Genomic DNA, 26806 nt, shown 5'->3' on the forward strand with positions numbered 1-26806 from the left:
AAGTCACATGCTGAAACTGCTGCCGCAGCCGCAGGTGGTCTTCGCGTTCGGATTGCGGATCACGAACTGTGCGCCGGTCAGGCTTTCGGTGTAATCCACTTCGGCGCCCATCAGGTACTGCAGGCTGAGCGGATCGACCAGCAGGGTCACGCCGTTGGTGTCCACGGCCAGGTCGTCGTCGGCACGGTTCTCGTCGAACTCGAAACCGTACTGGAAACCGGAGCAGCCACCGCCCTGGATGTAGACGCGCAGGGCCAGCGAATCGCTGGCTTCGTCCTGGATCAGCTCCTTGACTTTGGCCGCAGCGGGCTCGGTGAAGTTCAGCGGACGGTCCAGCGACTGGTAGTTCGGCGCGGCGGCAGGGGCGCCGGGCAGGGAAACAAGCGTGCTCATGCACCCAGCATGGGGGTGCATGGGCACGCTTTCAAGCGCCCGGCATTCAGGCCATGGCGTCGGCAAGCTTCCTGCGGGCGTTGCCGTCCTTGCCATCCTTGGTGACAGCGGGCTCTTCGGCCGGTGGTGGCAGCGCCATCTGCGCCGCGCCATGGATCAGGCGACCGGTCAGCTGGGCGCCAGCGTTCATTTCCACCACCTGGTAATGGATGTTGCCGGTCACGCGGGCGCTGGGGGTCAGTTCGACCCGCTCGCTGGCGTGCACGTCGCCGTCCAGGCGGCCGCTGAGCACGACCACGTGGGCGCGGATCTCGCCTTCGATGCTGCCCTGTTCGGCCAGGGTAAGGGTGGCGTTGGTGGCGCCGTCCTGGGCGATCACCTTGCCCAGGATGGTGCCTTCCACGTACAGGCCACCGCTGAATTCCACGTCCCCGCGGATCACCACCTGCGCGCCAATCAGCGCGTCCACGACCAGATGCCCGTCGCGGTTGGACTTGTTGCTGCCAAACATGGGTTTACTCCCCTTTTTCTGCCGTTGCTGGTGCAGCCGGTGCGCCGGCCTGCTTCCAGTCGAATACCTGGGTGGCGCCCCCCGCGCCGGTTCCCAGCGTGACCCGCACGCGTTGCGGGGTGAAGTCTTTTGGCAACATGACGCTGCCGGTGAGCTGCTGGAAGTACCGGAAGGAGTAATCCTGGCCCGGCACCTTGGTGCGCTGGTGCAGCTCGTCCCAGCTGACCGAGGTCAACTTGCCGTCCTTGACGCCTTCCACCGTGAAGCGCATCTGGCCCTGGCTGATCGCGCCACGGTTGAGGTTCTGGGTCAGCACCACGGCGTACTGCCAGGTGCCGCCCGCTTCGGGCGAAAACTCGATGGAATGGGTGTTCAGGCCCTTGCGCTGGCTGGTGGCGCCGACCAGGCGTTCGTAGAAGGCCACGTCGGCGCGAAGGCCGGCGATCTCCTCGTCGCGCTCGCCCAGCGAGGTCTGCACCTCGTTGTTGGCGGCGCGGCTGATCCGGTCCGAGGCCTCCAGGGTGGCCTGGCGCTGCTGCAGGTCCGCGACCTGCTTCTGCAGGGTCTCGGCACGTGCCTGCGCGGCGTCGAGCTGGCGGCCGACGTCGCCACCGGGGCTGCCCATCCAGCGGCCGAGCAGCACGGCCAGGACCAGGCTGGCCAGCCAGATGCCGCCGAGGATCAGCAGGCGGCGGCGATCGGGCGCCGCCGGGCTGCCCGGGCGCCGGATCTGGATACGCGAAGGTGTCGGATTGTTCATGGCGTTTACGGCGGTAGCGCCGCGTGGGCGATACCGACACGACCCCTGTCGGAAAGAGCGACTCCCTAGTGTAAGTCAGGGTTGGCACATTTTTCGCCCTACCCCCCGCCCCGGGCAGTAGCGTTCAGGGACGTCATCCCCGATAGTGTGGGCCTGTGCACACTTTGACGCCGGAGCGCCTGCCATGACCGAGGCCCACCTGTTCGTGATCGGCATCCTGCTGGCTTGGCTGGCCGGCATCCGCGTGTACCTGACCGTGTTCGGCGTTGGCCTGGCCGGCCTGCTCGGCTGGGTCGAGCTGCCTCCGGCCCTGCAGGCCACCGAGTCGTGGTGGGTGCTGGGCACCTCCGCGGCGCTGGCCGCGACCGAATTCGTGGCCGACAAGATTCCCGGGGTGGACTCGGCCTGGGACCTGGTCCAGACCCTGGCCCGGGTGCCGGCCGGCGCCTTCCTGGCCGCCGCCACGCTGTCGCCCGATGGCGAGCTCAGCGCGACCTCGCTGGCCGCCGGGGCGGGGGTGGCACTGGCCAGCCACGGGCTGAAGTCCGGCACCCGCGCCCTGCTGAACACCTCGCCCGAGCCGGCCAGCAACTGGGTGGCCTCGGCTGCGGAAGACACCGTGGTGGTGGGCGGGCTGGCGCTGGCGCTGGCCCATCCGTGGCTGGCGCTGGTCGTGGTGGTCGCCTGCAGCCTGATCGGCGCGCTGGTGGTCTGGCTGGTCTGGCGCACCCTGTGGAAAGGCATGCGCTGGCTGCTGCGGCAACCGGCCGGTCGCGTTCCCGCCACCCGCGATACCGCATAATTGCGCCGCAGACAGGGAGTACTGATGGCCGTCCAAGACAACGCTGTTGCATCCACCCGCGCCACCCGCGCCGAGACCCCGCCCGCCGACCACTGGCAGCGCTGGGCCAGTGCGGAGGCCGTCGCTGCGGCGCGCGCGCCCAGCAACGTGGTGCCGCTCAATGCCGGCACGGCCGCGCCCGCAGCACCTACGCCGCCGGTCCTGCCGCCGGCGCAGTGGCAGGACGACGGCGCGCAGCTGCCGCTGGGCAGCGAGGCCCCCTACCGCGTGCTGATCGTCGAAGACGACCGTTCGCAGGCGCTGTTTGCACAGAGCGTGCTGCATGGCGCCGGGATGGAGGCGATCGTGCACAGCGAAGCCGAAGGCGTGCAACAGGTGATCACCGAGCAGCGCCCTGACCTGATCCTGATGGACCTGCACCTGCCGGGCCTGGACGGCATGCGCCTGACCGCGCTGATCCGCCAGCAGCCCGGCCAGCAGCTGCTGCCGATCGTGTTCCTCAGCGGTGACCCGGACCCGGAGCGCCAGTTCGAAGTGCTCGACAGCGGCGCCGATGATTTCCTGAGCAAGCCGATCCGCCCGCGCCACCTGATCGCCGCGGTCTCCAACCGGATCCGCCGCGCCCGCGCGCAGGCCGCGATGCAGCCGGGCGCACAGGGCGCGCCGGCGATGAACAATCCCGAGACCGGCCTGCCGACCCGCCACCACGTGATGCAGCAGCTGAGCGGCGCGCTGGCGCACGGCGAGCACGGCGGCCTGTTCTTCATCGAAGTAGCCAGTGCGTTGGGCCTGCGCGAACGCTATGGCTATGCCGCGTTCGAGCGCCTGATGGTGCAGGCCGCGCAGCGGCTGGCCGACAACGCGCATCCGCACCTGCTGGCGCGCCTGAACGACAACAGCTTCCTGGTGCTGGCGCGGGGCCTGGACGAGGAAACCCTGGACGCCATGGCGCACCAGCTGCGCGACGAACTGTCCTCCCGCGCGTTCGTGATCCGCGACGAAGAGTCGGTGCACCTGCGCGGCGTCGTCGGGCATGCACAGCTGTCCGGCGGCTTCAGCGACGCCGGTACCGCGCTGGAAGCGGTGGAACGCACCACCCTGCAGGCGCGCCTGCTGCCGTCCGGGGTGGCCGCGCACGTGCGTCGGGAAGACGTGGCCGCGCAGGAACACCTGGCCATGCTTGAAGGCCAGCTCGAACCGGCCTACCAGCCGATCGTCGCGGTGGCTGGCGGCAACACCGCCCAGTACCAGGTGCTGCTGCGCCTGCGCCAGGCCGACGGCAGCGTGCTCAACGCCGGCCAGGTGATTCCGGCCGCGGAGGCGGCCGGACGCATCGCCGACCTCGACCAGCAGGTGCTGGACCATGCACTGGGCCTGCTCGATCTGTACCAGCACGCCACCCAGCCGCTGAGCCTGTTCGTGTCGCAGTCGCTGCGCACGCTGGCCCGCGATGCCTTCGCCGACTGGCTGCTGGAAACGCTGCAGCAACGCAACCTGCCCGGCAGCGCGCTGGTCATCGACGTGCGCCTGCCCGACGCGCTGATCCACACCGTGACCCTGCAGCAGTTCTGCACGCGCATGAGTGCGGCCGGGGTGCGCTTCTGCCTGAGCCAGTTCGAGCCGGGCAGCGAAGCCAATGCGCTGTTGAACCAGCTGCCGCTGGCGTTCGTGCGTATGGCCGCGCGCTTCTCCAGCAGCCATGCCAACCAGCAGACCCGCGATGAACTGCGCGCGGCCATCGACGCCGCGCACCGCGCCGGCGCGATGATCATCGGGCAGCAGATCGAAGATCCCCAGGCCGCTGCGGCAATGTGGATGGGCGGGGTCGATTTCATCCAGGGCAACATGGTGCAGTCGGCCGGGAGCGAACTGAACTTCGACTTCCACAACGCGGTGCTCTGACCATGACGACCCAAGGACGGGTTCCCTCAGCACTCTGGTTGGCGGCGATCGCCGCCGCACTGGCGGCCACCGCCAGCGGCATGGCACTGGCCGGCGCCAACGGACCGTGGCCGGCGATTGCCGCCGGCACGGCTGCCGCCGCCGTGATCGCCGCGCTGGTCGCCGTGGGCCGCTGGCGCGATCTGCAGGCGCAGCAGGTGCTGTTGCAACGTCGCAATGAAGCGCTGGCCGGCGAGCGCGACCATCTGCAGCGCGCCGTGCAGCAGCAGGACATGCTGGAGCGCGAGCTGCTGCAGGCCAAGCAGGCCGCTGAAGCGGCGGCGTTGGCCAAGGGCGAATTCCTGGCCACCATGAGCCACGAGATCCGCACCCCGCTCAACGGCATCCTGCCGATGCTCGACCTGATCGCACACGGCCAGCTCGGGACCGACCAGCGCCAGATGCTGGCCACTGCCACGGTCAGCTCGCAGCAGCTGCTGCGGATCGTCGACGACATCCTCGATTACTCCCGTCTGGAGGCCAAGGGCCTGGATTTGGAGATCACCACCTTCAACCTGCGCGAGCTGCTCGAAGGCATCGTCCAGCTCATGCAGCGCAGTGCCGAGGCCAAGGGCCTGGCAGTCTCGCTGGAACTGGACCCGGCGGTACGGCTGTCGGTGCGCGGCGACCCGGTGCGGCTGCGCCAGGTGCTGGGCAACCTGATGGTCAATGCGATCAAGTTCACCGAGCGCGGCCAGATCCGCCTGAAGGTGACCCGCCTCGGCGAAAACGGCAGCGAACACCAGCTGCGCTTCGAAGTGATCGACACCGGCATCGGCATCGACGGCACGCAGCAGGCGCGGCTGTTCCAGTCCTTCAGCCAGGCCGACGCCTCGACCACGCGCATCTATGGCGGCACCGGCCTGGGCCTGGCGATCTGCAAGCGCATCATCGACCTGATGCACGGCCAGATCGGGGTAAGTTCGACCCCGCGCCACGGCGCCACGTTCTGGTTCGAGATTCCGCTGCTCAAGGTGGCCGGCGACCTGCCTGCGGTACCCGCCAGCACCCGTGCACTGCTGGTCAGCGAAGACCCGCTGCTGGTGCAGCGCCTGCAGCGCGTGCTGCAGCACCACGACATCCGCCTGCACACGGTGGACAGTGCGTCGGCCGCGCTGGACATCCTGCGCGCGCCGGTGCGCCCCGGGATCGAACCGGACCTGGTATGGGTGATTGCCGATACGCACGCGCTGCGCCACGGTGCGACCGCGCTGCATCGCGCGGTCCTGCACGACGCCCGCACGCCGACCCCGCGCCTGCTGTGGCTGCAGGGCGAGGAACCGCTGGCAGCACTGCTGCGCGAGAACACCCAGGTCCTGCCGCGCGACACCGACGAGGCGCTGTTGCATGCGCTGCTGCGCCCGGCGCAGGCCAGCGCGCGCCCGGCACCGCTGCTGGCCAGCGTGGAGCCGTACAGCGGCCCGGTAGAAGCCCCGCAGCTCGGCCTGCGCCTGCTGCTGGTGGAAGACAACAGCACCAACCTGCTGGTGGCCCAGCGCCTGCTGCAGGTGCTCGGCTGTACCGTCACCACCGCCAATGACGGTGAGCAGGGGCTGGCGCAGTTGCAGCGCCAGCGCTTCGACCTGGTGTTGATGGACTGCCAGATGCCGGTGCTGGACGGCTACAGCGCCACCCGCCGCTGGCGCGAACTGGAAGCCGGACAGGGCCGCACCCGCCTGCCGATCGTGGCGATGACCGCCAATGCGATGGCCGGCGACCGCGAGCGCTGCCTGCAGGCCGGGATGGACGACTACCTGTCCAAGCCGGTCAACCGCGAATCGCTGCAGGCCTGCCTGCTGCGCTGGCAGTTCCGGATGGAAGACAACGCCGCCGACGCACGCAATGTGCGGGCGGCAGCGCCGACGCCCGAGGCCGCCCCCAGTCCGCCGCCCCTGCCCACGGTGATGGCGCCTGCACTGCTGGACAGCAGTGATGAGCCCAGCCCTTCAGTACTCGACGCCGAGGTGCTGGACGAACTGCAGGAGGTTATCGGCGCGGAGATCGCAACCATCATCGGTGTCTTCCTGGAAGACACGCCGCCGCTGATCCGCCAGCTCCAGGATGCCTCGGTGGAGGCCGACCTGGAACGGCTGCGGGCGCTCGCCCACAGCCTGAAGTCGGCCAGTGCGAACGTGGGGGCGATGGCGCTCTCGGTAGCGGCGCGTCGGATCGAACACGACGCCCGCGCCGGTACGCTGGAGCGCCCGGCCGTGGCCGTGGCGCTGCTGATTGCCGAGTACGCGCGTGCCCGGCTGGCGCTGGCCGGCTACCAGGCCAGCGTGCGCGCCAGCGAACTGCGCTGACTCACTCTTCCAGCTTGGTGAGCAGGTAGTTCGGCTCGCCGATGCGCTCGATCAGTTCCAGCTGGGTTTCCAGCCAGTCGATGTGCTCTTCCTCGTTGTCGAGGATCTTCACGAACAGCTGGCGGCTCACGTAGTCGGCCACCGAATCGGCATACGCCACCGCTTCGCGCAGGGTGACCACGCCTTCGCGTTCCAGCGCCAGGTCGCACTGCAGGATCTCGGTGGGGTTCTCGCCGATGCGCAGCTTGCCCAGCGCCTGGAAGTTCGGCAGGCCTTCAAGGAACAGGATGCGATCGGAGAGCACGTCGGCGTGCTTCATCTCCTCGATCGATTCCTTGTACTCGTGTTCGGACAGTTCCTTCAGACCCCAGTTCTTCAGCATCTTGGCGTGCAGGAAGTACTGGTTGATCGCGGTCAGCTCGTTGTAGAGGACCTTGTTGAGGAATTCGATGACCTTGGCGTCGCCCTTCATGACCGTGCTCCTGCAGCGTGAAAACGCCGGCACTGTAGCGCGTCGCGCGCCGTCATGATGAAACGCGAATCAGAACCGCTTGCCGTCAGGCAACGAGGCCCAGGACAGGCAATGGCAGGTCATGGGTATTGCGGGCCTTGGCCAGCAGGTCGGCAGCCATGTCCAGGCAGGAACCGCAGGTGGCGCCGCAGCCGGTACGCATGGTCAGCTCGGACACGCTGGCGACACCGCTCTGGGCGGCTTCGCGGATCTGGTGGTCGGTAACCCCGTTGCAGATGCAGACGTACACGTGCGGACTCGGCAGGCAGGCCCGGATCGGCCTGTGGCTATTCCAATCGAAACGAGAATGGTTGTCAATTTCGGAAATGAATCATTCTCGATACGGTTCAGCCAACCCGTTCAGGCACAAAAAAAAAGACCGATCTTTCGATCGGTCTTTCTTCGTATATGGCTGCCCCGGATGGATTCGAACCACCGAATGCCTGAGTCAGAGTCAGGTGCCTTACCGCTTGGCGACGGGGCAATAACTGCGTGCAATTGTTGCACTTTTTCACTAGAAAACCAAGCGGACTTGGTGGCTATGGGTGGACTCGAACCACCGACCCCAGCATTATGAGTGCTGTGCTCTAACCGGCTGAGCTACATAGCCCTAGTGAGCCGGCAATTCTGGACATGTAAACCGAATCTGTCAACACTTTTTCACCGCGCTTGTGAGTGGAGTGCGGGCATGGCACAGTCCCGACCAGTAGATTTTTCTAGGAGTCCGCATCGTGATCGATCCGGACGGCTATCGACCGAACGTCGGCATCGTGCTGATGCGGCAGGACGGGCAGGTGTTCTGGGCACGACGTGTGCGCCGGGATGGCTGGCAGTTCCCGCAGGGTGGGATGAACACCGACGAGACGCCTGTCGAAGCCATGTATCGCGAGTTGCATGAAGAAACAGGCCTGTTGCCAGAGCACGTGGAAGTGCTGGGTGCGACACCGGGCTGGCTGCGCTATCGCCTGCCGGCCCGTGCCATCCGTCGCAATGAGAAGCAGGTCTGCATCGGCCAGAAGCAGGTCTGGTTCCTGCTGCGCCTGGCCGGCGACGAATCGCACGTCAAACTGGACCATACCGACAGCCCCGAGTTCGACCAGTGGCGCTGGGTGGACTTCTGGTACCCGGTGGAACACGTGGTGATGTTCAAGCGCGGCGTGTACGCGCGCGCGCTGCGCCACCTGGCGCCGCTGGCGCGGGGCGTGGCCGGCACCGGCGTGGATTCGATGCCCAGGTCCGCACAGGAAGCCTGGATGCCCGGCAATGCGGCCGGGCACGACCGTCCGCGCAAGCGCGCATCGGCGCCCAAGCGCGGCGGCGGCTATTGGCCACGCAGCAAGGCCAAGGGCGAACCGGGCGCGGTCTGAACCCTTTTGGCCCCGCTGAAACGACAAAAGCCCGGCCGAAGCCGGGCTTTTGTGTTCCTCCCAGCGGGATCCCGAAGGATCCCACGCCAGGCGCAATGGATCAGCGCTTGGAGAACTGGGTGGCGCGACGTGCCTTGTGCAGGCCGACCTTCTTACGCTCGACTTCACGGGCGTCACGGGTCATGAAGCCGGCCTTGCGCAGTTCGGACTTCAGGGTTTCGTCGTACTCGACCAGCGCGCGGGCGATGCCCAGGCGGATCGCACCGGCCTGGCCGGTGGTGCCGCCGCCAGCGGCGGTGACCATGATGTCGAACGATTCGGTGTTCTTGGTCAGTTCCAGCGGCTGACGCACGATCATGCGTGCGGTCTCACGGCCAAAGAACTCGTCCAGCGGACGACCATTGACGGTGATGTTGCCGGCGCCCTTGCGCAGGAACACGCGGGCGGTGGAGGACTTGCGGCGGCCGGTGCCGTAGTTTTGAGTGATAGCCATGATTAGATATCCAGAACCTGGGGCTGCTGAGCGGCGTGCGGGTGCTCGGAACCCGAGTACACCTTGAGCTTGCGGTACATGGCGCGGCCCAGCGGGCCCTTCGGCAGCATGCCCTTGACGGCGGTTTCGATGACGCGTTCCGGGTGGCGCTCAAGCGCCTGGGCCAGGGTTTCGGTCTTCAGGTTGCCGATGTAGCCAGTGAAGCGGTGGTACAGCTTGTCCTGCAGCTTGTTGCCGGTGACGGCAATCTTTTCTGCATTGATGACAACCAGGTAATCACCGGTATCAACGTGGGGGGTGTAGACCGGCTTGTGCTTGCCGCGCAGACGGCGGGCCAGCTCGGTGGACAGACGGCCCAGCGTCTTGCCGGAGGCGTCGACGAGATACCAGTCGCGCTGGACGGTCTCGGACTTTGCAGTGAAAGTGCTCATGAAAGAACTCAGGTAGGTCGGGCTCATTGCGGCCATGGAGCGGCCGGAACTCTGCCACGCGTTGTGAAGAGGCGGGATTGTACAGTGCAACCCTTGGCCATGCAAATGGGCGAGAATCACCCTTCCCCCGCCGCCGCGATGCCCACCCGGATGACCGCGTACCGCCAGATCACCCCGCTCGACCACCTGCTGACCGAGGCCCAGCGCGCCCTGGACACGGTGTTCGGCAACCCTCCCGCGAGCCGCCCGTACCCCGCCGAGGCCACCGACGAGGCGCCGATGGCCCGCACCGAGCGCCGCCATGCGGCCGGGCTGATGCGCATCAACCACGTCGGTGAGGTCTGTGCGCAGGGCCTGTACTTCGGCCAGGCCGCCGTGGCGCAGGAGCCGCAGACCCGTGCCCACCTGCTGGAAGCGGCCCAGGAAGAGACCGACCACCTGGCCTGGTGCGCGCAGCGCCTGCGCGAACTGGACAGCCGGCCCAGCCTGTTCAACCCGATCTGGTATGCCGGCAGCTACACCATCGGCACCCTCGCCGGCCTGCGCGGGGACGGCTGGAACCTGGGCTTCGTGGTGGAGACCGAGCGCCAGGTGGAGGCCCACCTGGACGAACACCTGGACACCCTGCCCCCGGCCGACCAGCGCAGCCGCGAGATCCTCAAGGTGATGAAGATCGACGAGGCCCGCCATGCGGACCATGCCGAACATGCCGGCGCGCGGAAGCTGCCGTTCCCGATTCCGGGGGTGATGGCGTTGGCGTCCAAGGCGATGAAGACGATTGCGTATCGGTTGTAAGAGGCACCGGTAGCGCCGGCCGTTGGCCGGCCCACGCGGGGCCTCAACGATCTGGAGGGCCGGCCAACGGCCGGCGCTACCAGGTCAACCAGAGACCAGCTTCAGGCCGATAACACCCGCCACGATCAGCCCGATGCACGCCAGCCGCGGCGCCGAAGCGCTGTCGCCGAACAGGAAGATGCCCAGGATCGCCACGCCGAGCGCGCCGATCCCGGTCCAGATGGCGTAGCCGGTCCCTACCGGAATGGTGCGCAGGGCCTGGGTGAGCAGGTACAGGCTGATGCCCGCCGAAATGATGGTGGCCACGGTCGGCCAGGGCTTGCTGAAGCCGTCGCTGTATTTCAAGCCAAGCGCGAAGCCGATTTCGAACACGCCGGCCAGCAGCAGGTAGATCCAGGGCATGGGGATTGCCTCCTAAACAAAAACAAAACGGCCCGGTGTCTTCACACCGGACCGTCATCGGCAGCTTGCCGTGGAACAATGATTCTGCGCAAAACAGATGTTCCACAGGGCGGGACGTCCCGCCTGTCTGCCACCCCGCCGGGGCCAGGCCCGGGCGGGTGAAGCAGTGTATTACTCGGACAGGTTGCGGCCGTGGAACAGCTCTTCGATCTCGCGCTTCAGCAGCGCTTCGATCTTCATGCGTTCCTTGAACGACAGGTTCTTGGCCTTCTCTTCGAACAGGTACTGGTCCAGGTCGAAGTCCTTCAGGTGCATCTTCGTGTGGAAGATGTTTTCCTGGTAGACGTTGACGTCGAACATCTCGTAACGCGACTTGATGTTCTTGGCCAGGAAGTTCTGGATCGAGTTGATCTTGTGGTCGATGAAGTGCTTCTTGCCCTTCACGTCACGGGTGAAGCCACGGACGCGGTAGTCCATGATCACGATGTCCGATTCCAGGCTCTCGATCAGGTAGTTCAGCGCCTTCAGCGGCGAAATCACGCCACAGGTAGCCACATCGATGTCCGCGCGGAACGTGGCGATGCCTTCCTGCGGGTGGGTTTCGGGGTAGGTATGGACAGTGATGTGGCTCTTGTCCATGTGCGCTACCACGGCGTCGGAGATCAACTCCTTGCCCGCCAGCTTCTTGTCGATCACCGGTTCTTCGGAGATCAGGATCGTCACCGAAGCGCCCTGCGGATCGTAGTCCTGGCGCGCCACGTTGAGGATGTTGGCGCCGATGATCTCAGCGACATCGGTCAAGATTTGAGTCAGCCTATCGGCGTTGTACTCTTCATCGATGTATTCAATGTAACGCTGGCGCTCCTCTTCGGTGCGGGCGTAACACACGTCATAGATGTTGAAGCTCAGCGCCTTGGTGAGGTTGTTGAAACCCTGCAACCTCAGGCGAGGCAACGGCTTGACCACGGCGGTCGATCCTGTGTGTGGTGGGAAAGGAACAATTATGGGGCAAACTGATCGAGGGCGAAACTTGCATTGAAACAAGTTGCTGTGTTGGGGTTTGCCCTTCACAACCCTGATCGTTAAGCTCGCGGCACATAGCCGTGAATTGTTCATGAGCAAAGGGAGCGCCTCAACGTGTCATCTGTGCGCCTTGCCACGAGTCCATTGGCCCTGGACATCGCCACCATAGATCGCTTTCTGGCCCACAGCCACCGACGCCGCTACCCAGGACGCACCGATGTTTTCCGCCCCGGCGACCCCGCGGGCACCCTGTACTACGTGATCAGCGGCTCCGTTTCCATAATTGCCGAGGAAGAGGACGACCGCGAGCTGGTCCTGGGCTACTTCGGCTCGGGGGAGTTCGTGGGCGAGATGGGCCTGTTCGTGGAGACCGAGCGCCGCGAGGTGATCCTGCGCACCCGCACCCCGTGCGAACTTGCCGAGATCAGCTACGAGCGGCTGCACCAGCTGTTCCTGGGGCCGCTCTCCACCGACGCCCCGCGCCTGCTCTACGCGCTGGGCCAGCAGGTCTCCAAGCGCCTGCTGGACACCAGCCGCAAGGCCAGCCGGCTGGCCTTCCTGGACGTTACCGACCGCATCGTGCGTACGCTGCACGACCTGGCCCGTGAGCCGGAGGCCATGAGCCATCCGCAGGGCACCCAGCTGCGCGTGTCCCGCCAGGAGCTGGCGCGGCTGGTGGGGTGTTCGCGTGAAATGGCCGGGCGGGTGCTCAAGAAGCTGCAGAGCGACGGGCTGCTGCACGCCCGCGGCAAGACCGTTGTCCTGTACGGGACGCGCTGATTCCGGTTGCCGGCCCACGGCCGGCCGCATGGTGGGGCATGACAATGCCCTTCACACGGTGCCGGTAGGCTGAATGCATGGCACCTGGCAGCGAATTCTACTGGTTCATCCTGATCGGCCTCGGCGCGCAGCTGGTCGACGGCGCGCTGGGCATGGCGTTCGGGCTGGTGTCCTCGTCGGTGATGCTCAGCATGGGCATCCCCCCGGCGGCGGTCAGCGCAAGCGTGCATACCGCCGAGGTGTTCACGACAGGCGCCTCCGGGGTGTCGCACCTGGTGGCGGGCAACGTGGACAAGCGGCTGTTCCTGCGCCTGGCCCTGCCCGGCGCGGTCGGCGGGGTGGTCGGTGCCTACGTGCTGACCCAGCTGCCGGGTGAGGCGATCCGTCCTTTCATATACGCCTACCTTCTGGTGCTGGCGGTGTTCATCCTGCTGCGCGCGGCCGGGCGGCTGGTGCCGCGCCAGGAAGTGAAGCGGGTACCGGTGCTGGGCTTCTTCGCCGGGCTGCTGGACGCCAGCGGCGGCGGCGGCTGGGGGCCGGTGGCCACCTCCACCCTGCTCGCCCGCGGCGGCCAGGCACGCACCACCATCGGCACGGTCAATGCCGCCGAGTTCGTAGTCACATTGGCGGTGTCGATCACGTTCCTGCTGTCGATGGGCCTGCAGTACCTGAACATCGTGGCCGGCCTGCTGATCGGCGGCATGATGGCCGCGCCGCTGGCGGCCATCCTGGTGAAACGGGTCAAGGAACGCTGGGTGCTGATCGCGGTGGGCGTGCTGGTGCTGTCGATCAGCCTGTTCCAGATCGGCCATGCAGTGAAGGGGTGGTTGGGTTAACCCCGGTCACCGCCGCGGTCGACGCAGCCCCAGTTGAGGATCCGGGTACCCGGCTTCAACACCTGGCGGAAGTACGCCACCTTGGACACCTTCGGGTTCACCACCACCGGCTCCTTTGCGGCCAGCAGCAGCGGCAGGTCGGCGGTGCTGTCCGAATAGGCCACGTCGATGTCGCCGTAGCCACGCTCGCGCAGCATCCGCATCTTTTCTTCGTTGTGGCAGTGCCGGGTGGCGCCGACCGCACCAAAGCGCGGCCCGACTTCGCTGCCGATCACCGGCACGCCCTGGTGGGCGACGAAGGCCAGGATCGCGCGGGCCAGCTCCGGCGGTGCGCCGGTTGCCACCACCACGCGGTCGCCCTTGGCACGATGTTCGGCGAACACCTGCAGCGCCTGCGGCAGCAGCTTGGCGCGCAGCTGCGCCTCGTGCTTGAGCACGTAGGCGTCGATCACCCGGTTGAATTCACGCGCGCGGTGCAGGCCGAACGTGGCGATCCAGACATAGACCGAGATGCCGGTACGCCGCGTCGGCAGCATCGCCACCAGCGGCCCGGCGACCGGCGTCACCAGCAGCGCGCCGAGCAGCCGCAACGGGTTGCGCTTGATCAGCGAGGCGAACAGGTGGCTGCCGGAGTCGCCATCGTACAGGGTGTGGTCGAAGTCGAAGACCACCAGCGGCGCGTCGTCGTGCGGAGTCGGGTAGTTCGCTGTCATGCGCTGAAGAATAGCTGACGCAGGCCCTCGCCGGGTTCTTCGACCCGCATGAAGGCCTCGCCGACCAGGAACGCATGCACCCCGGCGTTGCGCATCAGGGTCACGTCGTCCGGGCCGAGGATGCCACTTTCGGTGACCAGCAGGCGGTCGCGCGGCACGGCCTGGCGCATCTCCAGGGTGGTCTGCAGCGACACCTCGAAGGTGCGCAGGTTGCGGTTGTTGATTCCGATCAGCGGCACCGGCACCTGGATGGCACGCTCTAGTTCGTCGATATCGTGCACTTCCACCAGCACGTCCATGCCCAGCTGCATGGCCAGGTCGGACAGCTCGGCCAGCTGGCGGTCTTCGAGCGCGGCCACGATCAGCAGGATGCAGTCCGCGCCAAGCACGCGCGCCTCGTACACCTGGTAGGCGTCGACCACGAAATCCTTGCGCAGCACCGGCAGCGTGCACGCGTCGCGCGCCTGCTGCAGGTAGGCGTCGGCGCCCTGGAAGAAGTCCACGTCGGTCAGCACCGACAGGCAGCTGGCGCCGCCGAACTCATAGCTCACCGCGATGTCGGCCGGGTGGAAGTCCGGGCGGATCACGCCCTTGGACGGGCTGGCCTTCTTCACCTCGGCGATCACTGCAGGATTGCCGGCGGCGATGGAGGCGCGCAATGCATCGGCGAAACCCCGTACCGGCGACGCCGTGGCCAGGCGTTCCTGGAGCGCTTCCAGCGGCACCCGGGCACGGCGCTCGGCCACTTCTACGGCCTTGCGGGCCAGGATGGTCTCGAGGATGTCGCTCTTGTCGCTCATGTCGTTCGGGGTCCTTCAGGCCGGCCATTATCGACCAGTCACGGGTGAGGCGTGAAGGCGGGCTCAGCCCGCCGTGCGGATGCGCCGGGTGGCGTCCACGTAGTCGTGCATGCGCTGGCGGGCGCTGCCGTCGGCAATGGCGGCGCGGGCGCGGGCCAGGCCGTCGGCGATGCTGCTGGCCACGCCGGCGACGTACAGCGCCGCGCCGGCGTTGAGCGCCACGATGTCCAGCGCCGGGCCCGGCGCGTTGTCGAGCACGCCGCGCAGCATCGCGATCGATTCCTCCGGACCGCTTACCTTGAGGTTGCGGCTGGCCGACATGGCAATGCCGAAATCTTCCGGATGGATCTCGTACTCGCGGACCTTGCCATCGCGCAGCTCGCCGACCAGCGTGCCGGCGCCCAGCGAGATCTCGTCCATGTTGTCGCGGCCCCACACCACCATGGCGCGCTCGGCGCCCAGCTCGCGCAGCACGCGCGCCTGGATGCCCACCAGGTCCGGATGGAACACGCCCATCAGCACGTTGGTGGCACCGACCGGGTTGGTCAGCGGACCGAGGATGTTGAAGATGGTGCGTACGCCCATCTCGCGACGCACCGGCGCCACCACCTTCATCGCCGGGTGGTGCATCGGCGCGAACATGAAGCCGATACCGGTCTCCGTAATCGCCTGCGCCACTTCTTCCGGGCGCAGTTCGATGACCGCACCCAACGCTTCCACTGCGTCGGCGCTGCCGGACTTGGACGACACACTGCGGTTGCCGTGCTTGGCAACCCGCGCACCGGCTGCAGCGACCACGAACATCGCGCAGGTGGAGATGTTGAAGGTATGCGAGCCGTCGCCACCGGTGCCGACGATGTCGATCAGGTGGGTCTTGTCCTGCACCGGTACCGCCAAGGCCAGTTCGCGCATGACCGTGGCCGCGCCGGCAATCTCGCCGACCGTTTCCTTCTTGACCCGCAGGCCGGTGAGGATCGCCGCAGTCATCACCGGCGAGACCTCGCCGCGCATCACCTGGCGCATCAGGTCGACCATTTCGTCGAAGAAGATTTCGCGGTGTTCGATGGTCCGCTGCAGCGCTTCGTGGGGGGTGAAGGTCATGCGCGGTGTCCTTGCAGGAAGTTCTTCAGCAGGGCATGGCCGTGCTCGGTGAGGATCGATTCGGGGTGGAACTGCACGCCTTCGACCGGGAACTCGCGATGGCGCAGGCCCATGATCTCTTCCATGGAGCCATCCTCGTTCTCGGTCCAGGCGGTCACTTCCAGGCACGCCGGCAGCGTGGTCTTGTCCACCACCAGCGAGTGGTAGCGGGTGGCCTGGTAACGGTCCGGCAGGCCGGCGAACACACCCTTGCCTTCATGCCGGATCGGCGAAGTCTTGCCATGCATGATGGTGCCGGCGCGGATCACGTCGCCGCCGTACACCTGGCCGATGCCCTGGTGGCCCAGGCACACGCCGAGGATCGGCGTGGTCGGGCCAAGCCGCTGGATCAACTCCAGCGACACGCCCGCTTCGTTGGGCGTGCACGGGCCGGGCGAGATCACGATGCGCTCGGGCTTCTGCGCGGCAATCTCGTCCACGCTCATCGCATCGTTGCGCACCACCTTCACCTCGGCACCCAGCGTCTGCAGGTACTGCACGAGGTTGTAGGTGAAGCTGTCGTAGTTGTCGATCATCCACAACATCGGAATTTCCTGGTCAGAGGCCCTTGGCGGCCTGGGCTACAGCGCGGAACAGGGCGCGGCCCTTGTTCATGGTCTCGTCCCATTCCTTGCCCGGGTCCGAGTCGTAGACGATGCCGGCGCCGGCCTGCACGTGCAGGCGGCCGTCCTTGATCACCGCGGTGCGGATCGCGATGGCGGTGTCGGCGTCGCCATGCCAGCCGATGTAGCCGATGCTGCCGGCATACACGTTGCGCTTGATCGGCTCCAGCTCGCGGATGACTTCCAGCGCGCGGATCTTCGGCGCGCCGCTGACGGTGCCCGCCGGGAAGGTGGCGCGCAGCACGTCGGCATAGCTCAGGCCCGGCTGCAGCTGCCCGGTAACTTCGCTGACGATATGCATGACGTGGCTGTAGCGCTCGATCACGAACTGCTCGCCCACTTCCACCGTACCCGCCTTTGAAACACGCCCCGCATCGTTGCGGCCGAGGTCGATCAGCATCAGGTGCTCGGCGCGTTCCTTCGGATCGGCCAGCAGCTCGGCCTCCAGTGCGTTGTCTTCTTCCACCGTGGCGCCGCGCGGCCGGGTACCGGCGATCGGGCGCACGGTGACCTCGCCGTCCTGCAGGCGCACCAGGATTTCCGGCGAGGAGCCGACCACCTGCACGTCGCCGGTGTCGAGGAAGTACATGTACGGCGACGGGTTGAGCGCGCGCAGCGCCCGGTACACGTCCACCGGGCGCGCCTTGAACGGCACGCTCAGGCGCTGGCTGAGGACCACCTGGAAGATGTCGCCGGCGCGGATGTATTCCTTGGACTTGTCCACTGCGGCGATGAAGCCTTCGCGGGTGAAGCCGGACACGAAGTCGTTTTCGTCCAGCACGTCGCGGGTGATCGGCGCCGGGTAGCCCGCACCGGGGGCGCGCAGCTTGGACACCAGGGCATCCAGGCGTGCCTGCGCGTCGTCCCACGCACCGGGCTGGCCAGGGTCGGCATGCACGATCAGGTACAGGCGGCCCTTGAGGTTGTCGAACACCGCCAGGTCTTCGGAATGCAGCAGCAGGATGTCCGGGGTGCCCAGCTCATCGCGGCCGCGCGGCGGGGCCAGGCGCGGTTCGATATAGCCGATGCACTCGAACCCGAACCAGCCGACCAGGCCGCCGGTGAAACCGGGCAGGCCCGCCAGCTTCGGCACCGAATGGGCGCTGCGCAGCGCCTCGACCTCGGTGAACGGGTCGGCCACCTCACGGGTTTCCACCACCTGCCCCGCCTCGCTGACGGTCAGGGTATGGCCGTGGAAGGCATACACGCGCCGCGCCGGCAGGCCGATGATCGAGTAGCGCCCGAAGCGTTCGCCGCCTTCGACCGATTCGAACAGATAGGTGTGCGGGCCGTCGGCGAGCTTCAGATAGACCGAAAGCGGCGTGTCCAGGTCGGACAGCACTTCGCGGACGACGGGGATGCGGGTATGGCCTTCAGCGGCCTGCTGCTGGAACTGCTCGAGCGTGATCAAGACGACTTTCCTTCCGGGAAACGGCGGTGGCGGGACGGACGACGGCAACAGGCCACCATCGCCACCAACGGCGAGCGGAAGAAAGGGTATGCGGGGTCGTCAGAATGGACACCCGGGGACTGTACCGCATTGGCGGCACCGGATGGAACCCGCGCGCGCCCGGTCCAGTCACGGCCCCGCCGGCGGTTCAGCCGCCGACAGAGCCAGATGCGTCAACCCATGCGGCGTGCGGCCTGCTGCTCCTGTTCGCGCTGTTCGGCGCCCAGGTCGGTCACCAGCGCCGGTGTCGCAGCGGTGCGCTCCTGCTGGCGAGTGGCCTCGGCCACCTGCTCGGTGCTCACGCTGAGCGGCTGCTGGCGGCCGGCGACCACGTCCACCTGGGCCAGGTGGCGGTGCACCGACGTCAGGTCCTGGGTATCGACGGCGAAGACGCGGGTGCGGTCCTCGCTGAGTACGACCCGCTCGATGCGTTCCAGTCCTTCCTGCATGGCCTTGGCCGCGAGCGCACCGGCCAGCTGGTCGCTCTGCAGGTCGGGCACGCGGTTGTGGGCCGCATCGATCCCATGCACCCCGGACTGCGCACCCTGGAACATGTGGTACTGCCTGTGGCCTGGGTCGTTGATGCCGACCACCAGCGTGGAGGGCTCGGCGGCGACGGCCGCGTGCTTCTCCGCCGGGTGCTGGATGCGTTCGTGCTGTTCCAGCAGCGTGCGCGCGTGCGCCTCCTGCTTCCCGAGCTCGGCATCGAGACTGGGAATGACGGTATCGGCCATGCCATGGCGCGCGGCCGCCTCGCCGAACGACGGCATGATGCGGTTCGCGAACACAGCGGTTTCGGCCAGGTTGAGAAGGTTCTGCGGGCGATTGGCGGTGGGCACATGCGTGGCGACGGCCGCCGCGGTCGCAGTACCCACGCCACCTACCGTGGCCAGCACGGCAGGCGCCTGCGCGGTGACGTTCTTCACGTGGTACGCGGAGAAGTCGTAGCCCTGGTCGACGTAGGCACCGGCGGTGGCATAGCCATTTCGCAGGGTGCCGGCGACCCACTGGCCCTGGCGGTCGATGCCGTCAGCGACGCGTTGCCCGGCCGCCCGCACGGTGGCGGCGTCTTCGCGGGCTTCACGTTCGGCTTGAACGGCGCGGCTTTCCTGGGCGGTACGGATCTGCTCGGCGTTGGCCTGCAAGCGCTTCGATACGTCGTCCAGCCCGATCAGGTCCGCACCGGCAGACAGCGCCGACAGCGGCCCGGCCATCAGGTGGCCGCGCACGCGGTCGCGGGTGGCTTCCACCATGCCAGTCAGTTCGCGCCCACTGGCGACCACCGTGGTGCCCCCCTGCACGCCAACGCGCAGCGTGGCCGAGCCGGTTTCCACCACCTTGCCGACCACCATGCCCTGCACCCGCGCGACCTGCTCCAGGCCATCACCGGTCTTGTCCAGTGCGTACGCCACTCCGGCACCGGCACGTTCGACCTGTTCGCCCGCAACGCGACCGGCGCGCATGCCCTGCGCACCGGCGTGCAGCACGGTGGAGAGAGGACCCGCGAGTTCGGCGACCTGGCTGGGCGCGGCGGTGCGCGCGCGGTCGACCAGCTCGCCCTGCGCATTGCGGGTCTTGGCATCAAGCACGATTTCCATCTGGCCGGCGGCGACCGGCACGTTGCGCAGCGCTTCGTTGCCGGGCTTGGACCCCAGCTGCTCGACGAACTGTGCGGCGGCGGTCTGCGCCCCGGGCGGCAGCATCTCGCGCATCTTTTCGGTGACGAGCGACTGCATCATGGGTTCCTGCAGAAGCTTGCTGGCTTCGTTGGCCAGCAGCCCGTAGCCATTGCGCTGATGCTCGTTCAACCGCTGCAGACCGTTCTGCACATCGTTGAGCACTTCGCCACTGGTTTGATACGTATGCACGGTCTGCTGCGGATTGAACACAGGCAGCCCGTTGTCCTTGGCGTAACGCGAAGCGGTGTCGGGATGCAGGCCGGCTGCATTGAAGGTGGTGGCACGCGCACCGGTCACGGCCGAGGCCGCAGAGGCCATGCCGCCACCGAGGGAGTGGCCGGCGATCTCGAATCCACCGGGAATGTCGCGATTGATGGTCGCCGCGAGCCGCATCGCGCGATCGTAGTAGTCACTACGCATGCCGATGCCCTGCTGACCGTTGTTGAGGAAGTCCTCCCCGCCGGACTCGCGTCGCCCTCCGGGTGCAGACGGGTCGATGATTACGCCCGTCGAGCCTTTGTAGACCACGACCGGCTTGGCAGCTTCACCGAGCACGGCCTTGTCGGGCAGGTAGATCTCCGCACGGAACCCGGACTGCAGGGGATGCAACAGGTCACGGACTTCATCGTCTTCCAGATTGATTCCCGCAGCGCGCAGCGTGGCGGGATCCTCGCTGGCACGCGACCAGCCCACCGGCGGTGCACCGTCGCCCTTTGCGGAAAGGTAGACATCGGCGGCGAGTCCGGACATCTCCCGTGCGTGATATGTCTCCTGAAGTCGATCTGCTTCGCTGTCATTGCCGCTGTCGCGCAGCTGCTGGACGAGGAGATGGTTCTGCTGGACGGCGCTGGCACGCGCCTGGAATTCGGGACCACTCATGGCAAGCTCCATTGCACAGTGAAGGCGCGCGATCCCCCCGAGCCGCGCTGCTTATCGAATAGCAGAACACTTTGCTAATGTCACCCTTTCAGGGGCTTCAACATCAGGATGATCATGCGCGTCAGTCTTCACAACATGATGACAAAAGGCCTCATAAGTGCGGCTTGGCTCACACTTTTTCTGGTCAATGGATGCGCCGCTTCCTCTTCACATGGGGCTGCGGATTACTTCGAAGGAAAAGCGCTGCAGCTTGCCGTGGCGACCGAGAACGGCGATGAAGACGCGATCATGCGACTGATCAAGGAGGAGGGCGTTGATCCTGACAGGACCTTCGCACGCAGGGACGGCATCCCGCTCGTGGCCTGGCCACTACGTGCACGAAACCTGGATGGTTTGCGCGCACTGCTGGTCAACGGCGCAGATCCCAATGCCCGCGAAGTGAAGCAGATGAACGGCCGGGAGATCCGCTTCAACAACGCGATGGTCTATGCGGCCAAAATGGACGACCCGCGCTTCCTCGAGCTGCTGCTCGAGCATGGCGGCGATCCGAACACGCGGAATTCTGCCAATGAAACGTTGATGCTCCAAGCGTTCCTCAGTGGCAATCAGTGGAAGAACATCCAGACATTGATTGCGCACGGGGCAAACATCAACGAGTCCAACCTCCGCAAGGGCGATGACACGGTCCTGAGCTGGTACACCGGTCGGGGTGGCTTCGATTCCGCGTATTGGTTGCTTGAGCACGGCGCCGATCCCACCTTGGCGTCGCGCCCGCCGGCAGGGTCAAGCGCTCCTTCGCGCCAGCTGATGGTGGAAGACATCTACTGGGAAATCACGACGCCCGACCTTCTGCCGTGGCAGAAGAAGTCTCAGGCATGGCTGGTTGCACGGGGCATTCCGCGTCCGCCGATGCCTGAGCACATCAGGAAAAAGCGGGAGGCGTTCGGTTTTCCGTCGCGGGAAGAGGATGTGCCGTTGTTGTGAGAGCAGCCGGGCAAAACAGCCGGGCAGAGCCCGGCTCTACGCCAGGAGCGTGCTGTCCAGCGGCAGGTGCATGCGCAGGCGCGATGCGACGCAGTCGATGCGGAAGCGACGTGCCTTTACCGGCTCGCCGTCCAGATTGAGTGTCATCGGTTCGTCGGCGTCGATCTCCACCCACGGCGCACGGGTGCGTTCGGCCACCTGCTCCAATGCACCCTGCTTGCCGCCGCGTACCAGCGCGGCAAGTGTGGACGCGACTTCGCCACTGAGCTCTGGAATGACCGTGATATCCAGCAGACCATCGTCGACCAGCGCCTCCGGGCACAGCACCTGCCCGCCGCCGGCCTGGCGGCCGTTGCCGATTCCCAGTGCGATGAAGCCCCCTTCCCAGCTGAAGTCCGGCGTGCGCAGCCGTGCACGGATCGGCTCGATCCGGCCAAGCCGGGAGATGCCGGTAACCAGGTAGGCCAGGCCACCCAACACCTTCTTCAGACCTTCGTCGGTTTCCACCGTCACCTCGGTGCCGAAGCCGCCACTGGCCACGTTGGCGCACCACCACAGATCGCCCTCGGCATCGATGCGCAGCAGGTCCAGCGGTCGGGCGGCTTGGGCCAGGATCATCTGCAGGGCCTGCAGCGGCTCGTCGGGGATCCCGGCGGCTGTGGCGAAGTCGTTGGCGGTGCCCAGCGGCACCAGTCCCAGCGAAGGCAGGGCGTCGGCCGTTTCATCGCGGTGCGCCAGAGTCTCCGCCACCTCGCTCAGGGTACCGTCGCCCCCGGCAGCAATGATCGTATCCACCCCGTGCTCGATGGCTTCGGCCACGTACCGCTCGGCATCGCCATCCTCCCAGGTCACCCGGACTTCCAGGGTCACCCCCTGCTCGCGCAGCGCATGCACCGCCTCGCGCACCTCCTGGTTGCCGGTCGACTTGCCATTGAGGATCAAACGCCAGCGAAGACCACGCATACAGCACTTCCACGGTAGGGGGGGGCGCAGGCTATCAGGGGGATGCGTCAGGCCCGGTGAACGTCATCAAACGGTCACTGACCACCCGGAGAATGGAAGTCCATAGCAGGGACGATGGATGGAGGCAGGATCAGCCTCCCGCTATTCCCAGGGCCGCATTCGCAGGAGTGCGGTCTTTTTTTTCGTGCGCAGGTTCTTGTGCGTGTCCAACAGGCCTGGGGCAAACCGAGCGCATTCCGTCAACATGCTCGATCAGGCCTTTCGGAGTCGAAGACCACATTGGGTCCAGGATGAAATCCACTCCTTCCCGCCGGGCCAGTTTCGCCGCTGGAATGAAATCAGCGTCTCCAGCCATCAAGACGATTTGACGCACCTGCCTTTTCAGTGCCAGCGACGAGATATCAATCCCGATCCGCATGTCGACACCTTTTTGCCTGACATTGGGATACAGGTCTTCCGCAGTCAGATCACCGAATTGCATGCGTCCTTTCAAAAGCCCTTCAAGCACTCGGCTGCTTGCTGTCCAAGAGCTCAACTCGGTGAGGTGGCCAAGTCGCAGCGCAACCTTTCGCATGTGACGCAACCGATCATGAAGTTCCGTGCGGAAAACGGCCTCAGCAGACTTCGCGAAGTCCACGCATTGCCCCGAAATCGGGTTGTGCATCTTCTTGGTCAACGGCGGGCAGTCGTAGAAGAAGATGCGGTAAAGCGATCTTGTTTCCTCAGACGGAGGCGTCAGGTGCGCTAGCGCCCACCGATGCGCAAGCTCAGCAGCGCGCCCGGCGTCGTAGCAGTTGTGCGGCTCAATGCGACGAAAGCGCTTGATGAAATAGCCGCCATCAGTCAGGACTGCGGTTGGCATTGACAGCCCCACCTGCACTTCGCGAAAGAAAAAGCCCCCGGTTTGGCCGTCCCTGGATGAGGTGGGAGGCGTACTTGGAGGGCTGGATGCGGTTGATTCTGCTGACTCTCGCCAAGCCTGGCAAGCAGATTGTCTCTATCGGTATTCCAAACCTGATTGGGTGTGCCTATAAAGGGTGCAGCCCTTACTCAGGCCATCTGAGTTTTCGTCCGCCACAACCGCATCAGCAGTTCGTGTGATCGCAGCGCCTCAGCCGTTTCCGGCGAAGGCCTTCAACGCATCGCCTTCCAGCCGGTACACCGTCCATTCACTCTGCGGCTTCGCGCCGGCCGCTTCGTAGAATTTGATGGCCGGTTCGTTCCAGTCCAGCACCGACCATTCAAAGCGGCCGCAGCCTTCGGCGACGGCGATGCGGGCGATGTGCTGCAGCAGTGCCTTGCCGGCGCCGCTGCCGCGATGGGCCGGGCTGACGTACAGGTCTTCCAGGTAGATGCCGTTGCGGCCCAGCCAGGTGGAATAGTTGTAGAAGTACACCGCGTAGCCGATGGCGGTGCCATCGACTTCGCATACCAGCGCGCGGGCCTTGGCGTCGTCGCCGAACAGGCTGGCGACGATGCCGGCTTCGTCGGTCTGCACCGACGATTCGGCCTTCTCATAGATCGCCAGTTCGCGGATGAAGCGCAGGATCAGCGCGGCATCGGCGGCAGTGGCGGTGCGGATCTGCAGGCCGGCCGCGCCCATGCTCAGCCCCGCGCCTTGGCGACGTTGTGGCGCATCTGGTCGATCACGTCCTTGTAGCTGACCGGCGCGTTGAAAATGGCCGAGCCGGCCACGAACGCATCGGCGCCGGCGGCGGCGATCGCGCTGATGTTGTCGGCCTTGACCCCACCGTCGATCTCCAGGCGCACGTCGCGGCCGCTGGCATCGATCTTCTGGCGGACCACGCGCAGCTTGTCCAGCGCCGAGGGAATGAAGGCCTGGCCGCCGAAGCCCGGGTTGACCGACATCAGCAGCACCAGGTCCAGGTCGTCCAGCACCCAGTCCAGGATGTCCACCGGCGTACCCGGATTGAGCACCAGGCCGGGCTTGCAGCCCAGCGAGCGGATCAGCTGGATGGTGCGGTGCACGTGTCGGCTGGCTTCGGGATGGAAGCTGATGTAGGTGGCACCGGCCTCGGCGAAGTCCGGAATGATGCGGTCCACCGGTTCCACCATCAGGTGCACGTCGATCGGCGCGGTCACGCCGTGCTTGCGCAGTGCCTGGCAGACCATCGGGCCGATGGTCAGGTTCGGCACGTAATGGTTGTCCATCACGTCGAAATGCACCCAGTCGGCGCCGGCGGCGAGCACGTTGTCCACTTCTTCGCCAAGGCGGGCGAAGTTGGCGGACAGGATGGACGGGGCAATGATGCAGTTGGACATGGCCGGGGCCTTCAGGACGTATGAAAAGAGGGGGCGCGCGCTCAGCGCTTGCGCAGGGTCTTGATGCGGTCGTAGGCGGCGTTGAGCTGGCGCGACCGGCGTTCGGCCTGCTGTCGCAGCTCGGGGGCGGCGCCCACGACCTTGTCGGGGTGGTACTGGGACATCAGACGGCGGTAGGCCAGGTCGACCTCGGCGTCAGTGGCTTCGGAGGTCAGCCCCAGCTCACGGTAGGGGTTCTCCCTGTTCAGGCGGAACCAGTCGGAATCGAAGGCATGCCCGATGAGCAGGCCGACCACGGCGCCGAACAGCGGATTGGGCCTGAAAAGCAGGGCGCCGGCGATGAATCCGAGCAGTTTTCCGTACCAGCGCATGGTCGTCGGGGCGGCCGTGGCAACAAGGGATCCTCATTTTACGTCACAGCGGGCCCAACCCGCTTTACACTAGGCCGCCCGCTGTCCCTGCGGGCCCTCCGGGTGCCCTGGGCAGCTGTCTCGACGAAGCCTCAGGAGTGCCCGTGCCGACCACGTTGTTGCAATCCGATCTCCCCGGCCTGCCCTTGCGCCATCGCGGCAAGGTGCGTGATGTTTTCGACATTCCACGCGAGCGGCTGCCCGCCGGCACCCCGCCGGGGGACTACCTGCTGATGGTCGCCACCGACCGTCTGTCCGCCTTCGACGTGGTGCTTCCAGATCCGATCCCGGGCAAGGGCGAAATGCTCTGCCAGGTGTCGAACTTCTGGTTCGCCAAGACCGCGCACCTGATGCCCAACCACCTGACCGGCATCGACGTGGCCAGCGTGCTGCCCGAGGGCGTGGACCCGGCCCTGTATGCCAAGCGCGCGGTGGTGACTCGCAAGCTCAAGCCGGTGCCGGTGGAAGCCATCGCCCGCGGCTACCTGATCGGCAGCGGCTGGAAGGACTACCAGCGCACCGGCAAGGTCAGTGGCATTGAACTGCCCGATGGCCTGCGCCAGGCCGAACAGCTGCCCGAGCCGATCTTCACCCCGTCGACCAAGGCCGCCGTAGGCGACCATGACGAGAACATCGACTTCGACGCGATGGTGAAAGCGGTAGGCGCCGACCTGGCCGAGCGCGTGCGCGACGCCACCCTGCGCATCTACAAGTTCGCCGCCGATTACGCGCGCGAACACGGCATCATCCTGGCCGACACCAAGTTCGAGTTCGGGACCGATGCCGATGGCCGCCTGTACATCATGGACGAGATGCTGACGCCGGATTCCTCGCGCTACTGGCCGGCCGACGAGTACGAGGTGGGCACCAGCCCGCCGAGCTACGACAAGCAGTTCGTCCGCGATTACCTGGAGACCCTGGACTGGGGCAAGACCGCCCCGGGACCGAGCATTCCGGCGGAGATCATCGAACGCACGCGCGCCAAGTACGCTGAAGCGTTGCAGCGGCTGGCGGGAATTTCAGTCGATTGAGGAACCTCGATGTCCACGACTACCCAGCTTGTGCGACCCATCGACCGGTATTTTGCCAGTTACTCGGCTGACCACCGCAATACGCTGAACCAGCGCATCCATGTGGTGGCGGTACCGGCGATCCTGTGGTCGGTGGTCGCCCTGCTGTGGTGCCTGCCGCCGTTGATCACCTGGTTCCAGTACGGGGTCTGGGCAGGGGTGGCGATGTTCACCGCATGGTGCTTCTACAACCGGCTCTCACGCCGGTTGGGCCTGGGGATGTTGGCGTTCTTCTTCGTGACCGGCTGCACCTGCCGGCTTCTGGAAGCCGAGATCGGCCTGGCCAACTTGGCCTGGCTGGGGCTGGGCGTGTTCGTGGTGGCATGGATCGCGCAGTTCATCGGCCACAAGTACGAAGGGCGCAAGCCCAGCTTCCTCACCGACCTGACCTATCTGCTGATCGGCCCGGCCTGGGTGATGGCCAAGTTCTACCGCCGGATGGACTGGCGGTACTGAGCATGCGC

At 66.3% G+C, this 26806-nt stretch carries 30 protein-coding genes and 2 tRNA genes; 10 read left to right on the top strand and 22 right to left on the bottom strand.

All coding sequences use genetic code 11. The features are described from left to right. Window positions 1-3: 3 nt before the first annotated feature. From erpA to C2U58_RS12110, 3 genes are read right to left on the bottom strand one after another with little or no spacing between them, the layout of a single operon-like run. Window positions 4-393: an iron-sulfur cluster insertion protein ErpA gene (gene erpA, locus C2U58_RS12100; RefSeq protein ID WP_102946081.1), complete on the bottom strand. Its 390-nt coding sequence runs from the start codon at window positions 391-393 to the stop codon at window positions 4-6. A gap of 46 nt (window positions 394-439) precedes the next feature. After that, a complete protein-coding gene (locus C2U58_RS12105) occupies window positions 440-904 on the bottom strand; it encodes a polymer-forming cytoskeletal protein (protein ID WP_102946082.1) in 465 nt (154 codons plus the stop codon). A gap of 4 nt (window positions 905-908) precedes the next feature. Next, a complete protein-coding gene (locus C2U58_RS12110) occupies window positions 909-1664 on the bottom strand; it encodes a DUF6776 family protein (RefSeq protein WP_102946083.1) in 756 nt (251 codons plus the stop codon). 184 nt (window positions 1665-1848) lie between these two features. Here C2U58_RS12110 and C2U58_RS12115 point away from each other — a divergent pair, with 184 nt between their 5' ends. Genes C2U58_RS12115 through C2U58_RS12125 form a run of 3 tightly spaced genes read left to right on the top strand, consistent with a single transcriptional unit; the run spans window position 1849 to window position 6710 of the window. Further along, window positions 1849-2466, top strand: a complete 618-nt coding sequence (locus C2U58_RS12115; protein ID WP_102946084.1) for a DUF4126 domain-containing protein — start codon at window positions 1849-1851, stop codon at window positions 2464-2466. A 24-nt stretch (window positions 2467-2490) separates the two neighbouring features. Beyond that, window positions 2491-4368, top strand: coding sequence for an EAL domain-containing response regulator (locus tag C2U58_RS12120; RefSeq protein ID WP_102946085.1), 1878 nt, complete (start codon window positions 2491-2493; stop codon window positions 4366-4368). A gap of 38 nt (window positions 4369-4406) precedes the next feature. Next, window positions 4407-6710: a hybrid sensor histidine kinase/response regulator gene (locus C2U58_RS12125; protein WP_172448138.1), complete on the top strand. Its 2304-nt coding sequence runs from the start codon at window positions 4407-4409 to the stop codon at window positions 6708-6710. Window position 6711: 1 nt separating this feature from the next. On the opposite strand, the gene bfr is transcribed toward C2U58_RS12125, so the two are convergent. The 4 genes from bfr to C2U58_RS12145 all read right to left on the bottom strand — a co-directional run bounded on the left by bfr (window position 6712) and on the right by C2U58_RS12145 (window position 7831). After that, window positions 6712-7182 carry a bacterioferritin gene (gene bfr, locus C2U58_RS12130; protein ID WP_070209597.1) on the bottom strand — a complete coding sequence of 157 codons (471 nt, stop codon included), beginning with the start codon at window positions 7180-7182 and terminating at the stop codon, window positions 6712-6714. An 85-nt stretch (window positions 7183-7267) separates the two neighbouring features. Next, window positions 7268-7471, bottom strand: a complete 204-nt coding sequence (locus tag C2U58_RS12135) for a bacterioferritin-associated ferredoxin (RefSeq protein ID WP_070209598.1) — start codon at window positions 7469-7471, stop codon at window positions 7268-7270. 159 nt (window positions 7472-7630) lie between these two features. Beyond that, window positions 7631-7705, bottom strand: a tRNA-Gln gene (locus tag C2U58_RS12140). A 49-nt stretch (window positions 7706-7754) separates the two neighbouring features. After that, window positions 7755-7831: transfer RNA gene (locus C2U58_RS12145), tRNA-Met, on the bottom strand. Window positions 7832-7952: 121 nt separating this feature from the next. On the opposite strand from C2U58_RS12145, the gene C2U58_RS12150 reads away from it, so the two are divergent. Continuing rightward, window positions 7953-8588 (top strand): RNA pyrophosphohydrolase, encoded by a 636-nt coding sequence (locus tag C2U58_RS12150; protein ID WP_102946087.1) that lies wholly within the window; start codon window positions 7953-7955, stop codon window positions 8586-8588. Window positions 8589-8688: 100 nt separating this feature from the next. Here C2U58_RS12150 and rpsI read toward each other — a convergent pair whose 3' ends face one another. After that, on the bottom strand, window positions 8689-9081 hold the full coding sequence (gene rpsI / locus C2U58_RS12155; RefSeq protein WP_017354549.1) for a 30S ribosomal protein S9: 393 nt from the start codon (window positions 9079-9081) through the stop codon (window positions 8689-8691). Between the two features lie 2 nt (window positions 9082-9083). Then, a complete protein-coding gene (rplM, locus tag C2U58_RS12160; protein WP_017354548.1) occupies window positions 9084-9512 on the bottom strand; it encodes a 50S ribosomal protein L13 in 429 nt (142 codons plus the stop codon). Window positions 9513-9662: 150 nt separating this feature from the next. On the opposite strand from rplM, the gene coq7 reads away from it, so the two are divergent. Beyond that, window positions 9663-10307 (top strand): 2-polyprenyl-3-methyl-6-methoxy-1,4-benzoquinone monooxygenase, encoded by a 645-nt coding sequence (gene coq7 / locus C2U58_RS12165; RefSeq protein ID WP_102946088.1) that lies wholly within the window; start codon window positions 9663-9665, stop codon window positions 10305-10307. Window positions 10308-10391: 84 nt separating this feature from the next. Here the strand turns inward: coq7 and C2U58_RS12170 are convergent, their stop codons facing one another. Both C2U58_RS12170 and speD read right to left on the bottom strand, forming a co-directional pair. After that, complete coding sequence (locus C2U58_RS12170) at window positions 10392-10709, bottom strand: multidrug efflux SMR transporter (RefSeq protein ID WP_102946089.1); 318 nt, start codon at window positions 10707-10709, stop codon at window positions 10392-10394. Between the two features lie 171 nt (window positions 10710-10880). After that, the gene (speD, locus tag C2U58_RS12175) at window positions 10881-11675 is read right to left on the bottom strand and encodes an adenosylmethionine decarboxylase (protein WP_005411315.1); all 795 of its coding nucleotides are present in this window, start codon (window positions 11673-11675) and stop codon (window positions 10881-10883) included. Window positions 11676-11846: 171 nt separating this feature from the next. On the opposite strand from speD, the gene crp reads away from it, so the two are divergent. Further along, window positions 11847-12512: a cAMP-activated global transcriptional regulator CRP gene (gene crp / locus C2U58_RS12180; protein WP_070207875.1), complete on the top strand. Its 666-nt coding sequence runs from the start codon at window positions 11847-11849 to the stop codon at window positions 12510-12512. Between the two features lie 77 nt (window positions 12513-12589). Then, entirely contained in the window at window positions 12590-13348 is a 759-nt protein-coding gene (locus C2U58_RS12185) for a sulfite exporter TauE/SafE family protein (protein ID WP_102946090.1), read from the top strand. Here C2U58_RS12185 and C2U58_RS12190 read toward each other — a convergent pair. The 6 genes from C2U58_RS12190 to C2U58_RS12215 form a co-directional block, all read right to left on the bottom strand. Then, the gene (locus C2U58_RS12190; protein ID WP_102946091.1) at window positions 13345-14061 is read right to left on the bottom strand and encodes a haloacid dehalogenase-like hydrolase; all 717 of its coding nucleotides are present in this window, start codon (window positions 14059-14061) and stop codon (window positions 13345-13347) included. The two genes, C2U58_RS12185 and C2U58_RS12190, sit on opposite strands and share 4 nt — an antisense overlap. Then, entirely contained in the window at window positions 14058-14861 is an 804-nt protein-coding gene (gene trpC / locus C2U58_RS12195; RefSeq protein ID WP_102946092.1) for an indole-3-glycerol phosphate synthase TrpC, read from the bottom strand. Before trpC ends, C2U58_RS12190 begins: the two co-directional genes overlap by 4 nt. Before the next feature lie 63 nt (window positions 14862-14924). Next, the gene (gene trpD, locus C2U58_RS12200; RefSeq protein ID WP_102946093.1) at window positions 14925-15962 is read right to left on the bottom strand and encodes an anthranilate phosphoribosyltransferase; all 1038 of its coding nucleotides are present in this window, start codon (window positions 15960-15962) and stop codon (window positions 14925-14927) included. Continuing rightward, window positions 15959-16546, bottom strand: coding sequence for an aminodeoxychorismate/anthranilate synthase component II (locus C2U58_RS12205; protein ID WP_102946094.1), 588 nt, complete (start codon window positions 16544-16546; stop codon window positions 15959-15961). The genes trpD and C2U58_RS12205 overlap by 4 nt, the downstream gene beginning before the upstream one ends. 13 nt (window positions 16547-16559) lie before the next feature. Next, window positions 16560-18035: an anthranilate synthase component I gene (gene trpE / locus C2U58_RS12210; protein WP_102946095.1), complete on the bottom strand. Its 1476-nt coding sequence runs from the start codon at window positions 18033-18035 to the stop codon at window positions 16560-16562. A gap of 212 nt (window positions 18036-18247) precedes the next feature. After that, window positions 18248-20632: an XVIPCD domain-containing protein gene (locus C2U58_RS12215; RefSeq protein ID WP_253256723.1), complete on the bottom strand. Its 2385-nt coding sequence runs from the start codon at window positions 20630-20632 to the stop codon at window positions 18248-18250. A 114-nt stretch (window positions 20633-20746) separates the two neighbouring features. Here C2U58_RS12215 and C2U58_RS12220 point away from each other — a divergent pair, with 114 nt between their 5' ends. Further along, entirely contained in the window at window positions 20747-21616 is an 870-nt protein-coding gene (locus C2U58_RS12220; RefSeq protein WP_253256724.1) for an ankyrin repeat domain-containing protein, read from the top strand. A 36-nt stretch (window positions 21617-21652) separates the two neighbouring features. Here the strand turns inward: C2U58_RS12220 and yegS are convergent, their stop codons facing one another. The 5 genes from yegS to C2U58_RS12245 form a co-directional block, all read right to left on the bottom strand. Continuing rightward, the gene (gene yegS / locus C2U58_RS12225; RefSeq protein WP_102946097.1) at window positions 21653-22579 is read right to left on the bottom strand and encodes a lipid kinase YegS; all 927 of its coding nucleotides are present in this window, start codon (window positions 22577-22579) and stop codon (window positions 21653-21655) included. Window positions 22580-22709: 130 nt separating this feature from the next. Further along, complete coding sequence (locus C2U58_RS12230; RefSeq protein WP_102946098.1) at window positions 22710-23441, bottom strand: NYN domain-containing protein; 732 nt, start codon at window positions 23439-23441, stop codon at window positions 22710-22712. 249 nt (window positions 23442-23690) lie between these two features. Continuing rightward, a complete protein-coding gene (locus C2U58_RS12235; protein WP_102946099.1) occupies window positions 23691-24182 on the bottom strand; it encodes a GNAT family N-acetyltransferase in 492 nt (163 codons plus the stop codon). Between the two features lie 2 nt (window positions 24183-24184). After that, window positions 24185-24862 carry a ribulose-phosphate 3-epimerase gene (gene rpe, locus C2U58_RS12240; protein WP_102946100.1) on the bottom strand — a complete coding sequence of 226 codons (678 nt, stop codon included), beginning with the start codon at window positions 24860-24862 and terminating at the stop codon, window positions 24185-24187. A 41-nt stretch (window positions 24863-24903) separates the two neighbouring features. After that, complete coding sequence (locus C2U58_RS12245) at window positions 24904-25233, bottom strand: DnaJ domain-containing protein (protein WP_070207432.1); 330 nt, start codon at window positions 25231-25233, stop codon at window positions 24904-24906. 143 nt (window positions 25234-25376) lie between these two features. Here C2U58_RS12245 and C2U58_RS12250 point away from each other — a divergent pair, with 143 nt between their 5' ends. Together C2U58_RS12250 and C2U58_RS12255 are read left to right on the top strand one after the other, a co-directional pair. Further along, on the top strand, window positions 25377-26303 hold the full coding sequence (locus C2U58_RS12250) for a phosphoribosylaminoimidazolesuccinocarboxamide synthase (protein ID WP_172448134.1): 927 nt from the start codon (window positions 25377-25379) through the stop codon (window positions 26301-26303). A 9-nt stretch (window positions 26304-26312) separates the two neighbouring features. Continuing rightward, window positions 26313-26798, top strand: a complete 486-nt coding sequence (locus C2U58_RS12255) for an Mpo1-like protein (protein ID WP_102946102.1) — start codon at window positions 26313-26315, stop codon at window positions 26796-26798. Window positions 26799-26806 lie beyond the last annotated feature (8 nt).

Source organism: Stenotrophomonas sp. VV52 (genome assembly GCF_002893095.1).
Taxonomy (GTDB): domain Bacteria; phylum Pseudomonadota; class Gammaproteobacteria; order Xanthomonadales; family Xanthomonadaceae; genus Stenotrophomonas; species Stenotrophomonas aracearum.

Bases quoted from the DNA above. Each gene is read 5' to 3' on its own strand.
- erpA (WP_102946081.1), bottom strand. From the start codon at position 393: ATGAGCACGCTTGTTTCCCTGCCCGGCGCCCCTGCCGCCGCGCCGAAC.
- C2U58_RS12215 (WP_253256723.1), bottom strand. From the start codon at position 20,632: ATGAGTGGTCCCGAATTCCAGGCGCGTGCCAGCGCCGTCCAGCAGAAC.
- C2U58_RS12205 (WP_102946094.1), bottom strand. From the start codon at position 16,546: ATGTTGTGGATGATCGACAACTACGACAGCTTCACCTACAACCTCGTG.
- trpC (WP_102946092.1), bottom strand. From the start codon at position 14,861: ATGAGCGACAAGAGCGACATCCTCGAGACCATCCTGGCCCGCAAGGCC.
- rplM (WP_017354548.1), bottom strand. From the start codon at position 9,512: ATGAGCACTTTCACTGCAAAGTCCGAGACCGTCCAGCGCGACTGGTAT.
- rpe (WP_102946100.1), bottom strand. From the start codon at position 24,862: ATGTCCAACTGCATCATTGCCCCGTCCATCCTGTCCGCCAACTTCGCC.
- C2U58_RS12235 (WP_102946099.1), bottom strand. From the start codon at position 24,182: ATGGGCGCGGCCGGCCTGCAGATCCGCACCGCCACTGCCGCCGATGCC.
- C2U58_RS12170 (WP_102946089.1), bottom strand. From the start codon at position 10,709: ATGCCCTGGATCTACCTGCTGCTGGCCGGCGTGTTCGAAATCGGCTTC.
- C2U58_RS12245 (WP_070207432.1), bottom strand. From the start codon at position 25,233: ATGCGCTGGTACGGAAAACTGCTCGGATTCATCGCCGGCGCCCTGCTT.
- C2U58_RS12220 (WP_253256724.1), top strand. From the start codon at position 20,747: ATGCGCGTCAGTCTTCACAACATGATGACAAAAGGCCTCATAAGTGCG.
- C2U58_RS12255 (WP_102946102.1), top strand. From the start codon at position 26,313: ATGTCCACGACTACCCAGCTTGTGCGACCCATCGACCGGTATTTTGCC.
- yegS (WP_102946097.1), bottom strand. From the start codon at position 22,579: ATGCGTGGTCTTCGCTGGCGTTTGATCCTCAATGGCAAGTCGACCGGC.
- C2U58_RS12115 (WP_102946084.1), top strand. From the start codon at position 1,849: ATGACCGAGGCCCACCTGTTCGTGATCGGCATCCTGCTGGCTTGGCTG.
- C2U58_RS12190 (WP_102946091.1), bottom strand. From the start codon at position 14,061: ATGACAGCGAACTACCCGACTCCGCACGACGACGCGCCGCTGGTGGTC.
- bfr (WP_070209597.1), bottom strand. From the start codon at position 7,182: ATGAAGGGCGACGCCAAGGTCATCGAATTCCTCAACAAGGTCCTCTAC.
- C2U58_RS12110 (WP_102946083.1), bottom strand. From the start codon at position 1,664: ATGAACAATCCGACACCTTCGCGTATCCAGATCCGGCGCCCGGGCAGC.
- C2U58_RS12105 (WP_102946082.1), bottom strand. From the start codon at position 904: ATGTTTGGCAGCAACAAGTCCAACCGCGACGGGCATCTGGTCGTGGAC.
- trpD (WP_102946093.1), bottom strand. From the start codon at position 15,962: ATGACCTTCACCCCCCACGAAGCGCTGCAGCGGACCATCGAACACCGC.
- C2U58_RS12230 (WP_102946098.1), bottom strand. From the start codon at position 23,441: ATGCCAACCGCAGTCCTGACTGATGGCGGCTATTTCATCAAGCGCTTT.
- C2U58_RS12185 (WP_102946090.1), top strand. From the start codon at position 12,590: ATGGCACCTGGCAGCGAATTCTACTGGTTCATCCTGATCGGCCTCGGC.
- rpsI (WP_017354549.1), bottom strand. From the start codon at position 9,081: ATGGCTATCACTCAAAACTACGGCACCGGCCGCCGCAAGTCCTCCACC.
- coq7 (WP_102946088.1), top strand. From the start codon at position 9,663: ATGACCGCGTACCGCCAGATCACCCCGCTCGACCACCTGCTGACCGAG.
- C2U58_RS12120 (WP_102946085.1), top strand. From the start codon at position 2,491: ATGGCCGTCCAAGACAACGCTGTTGCATCCACCCGCGCCACCCGCGCC.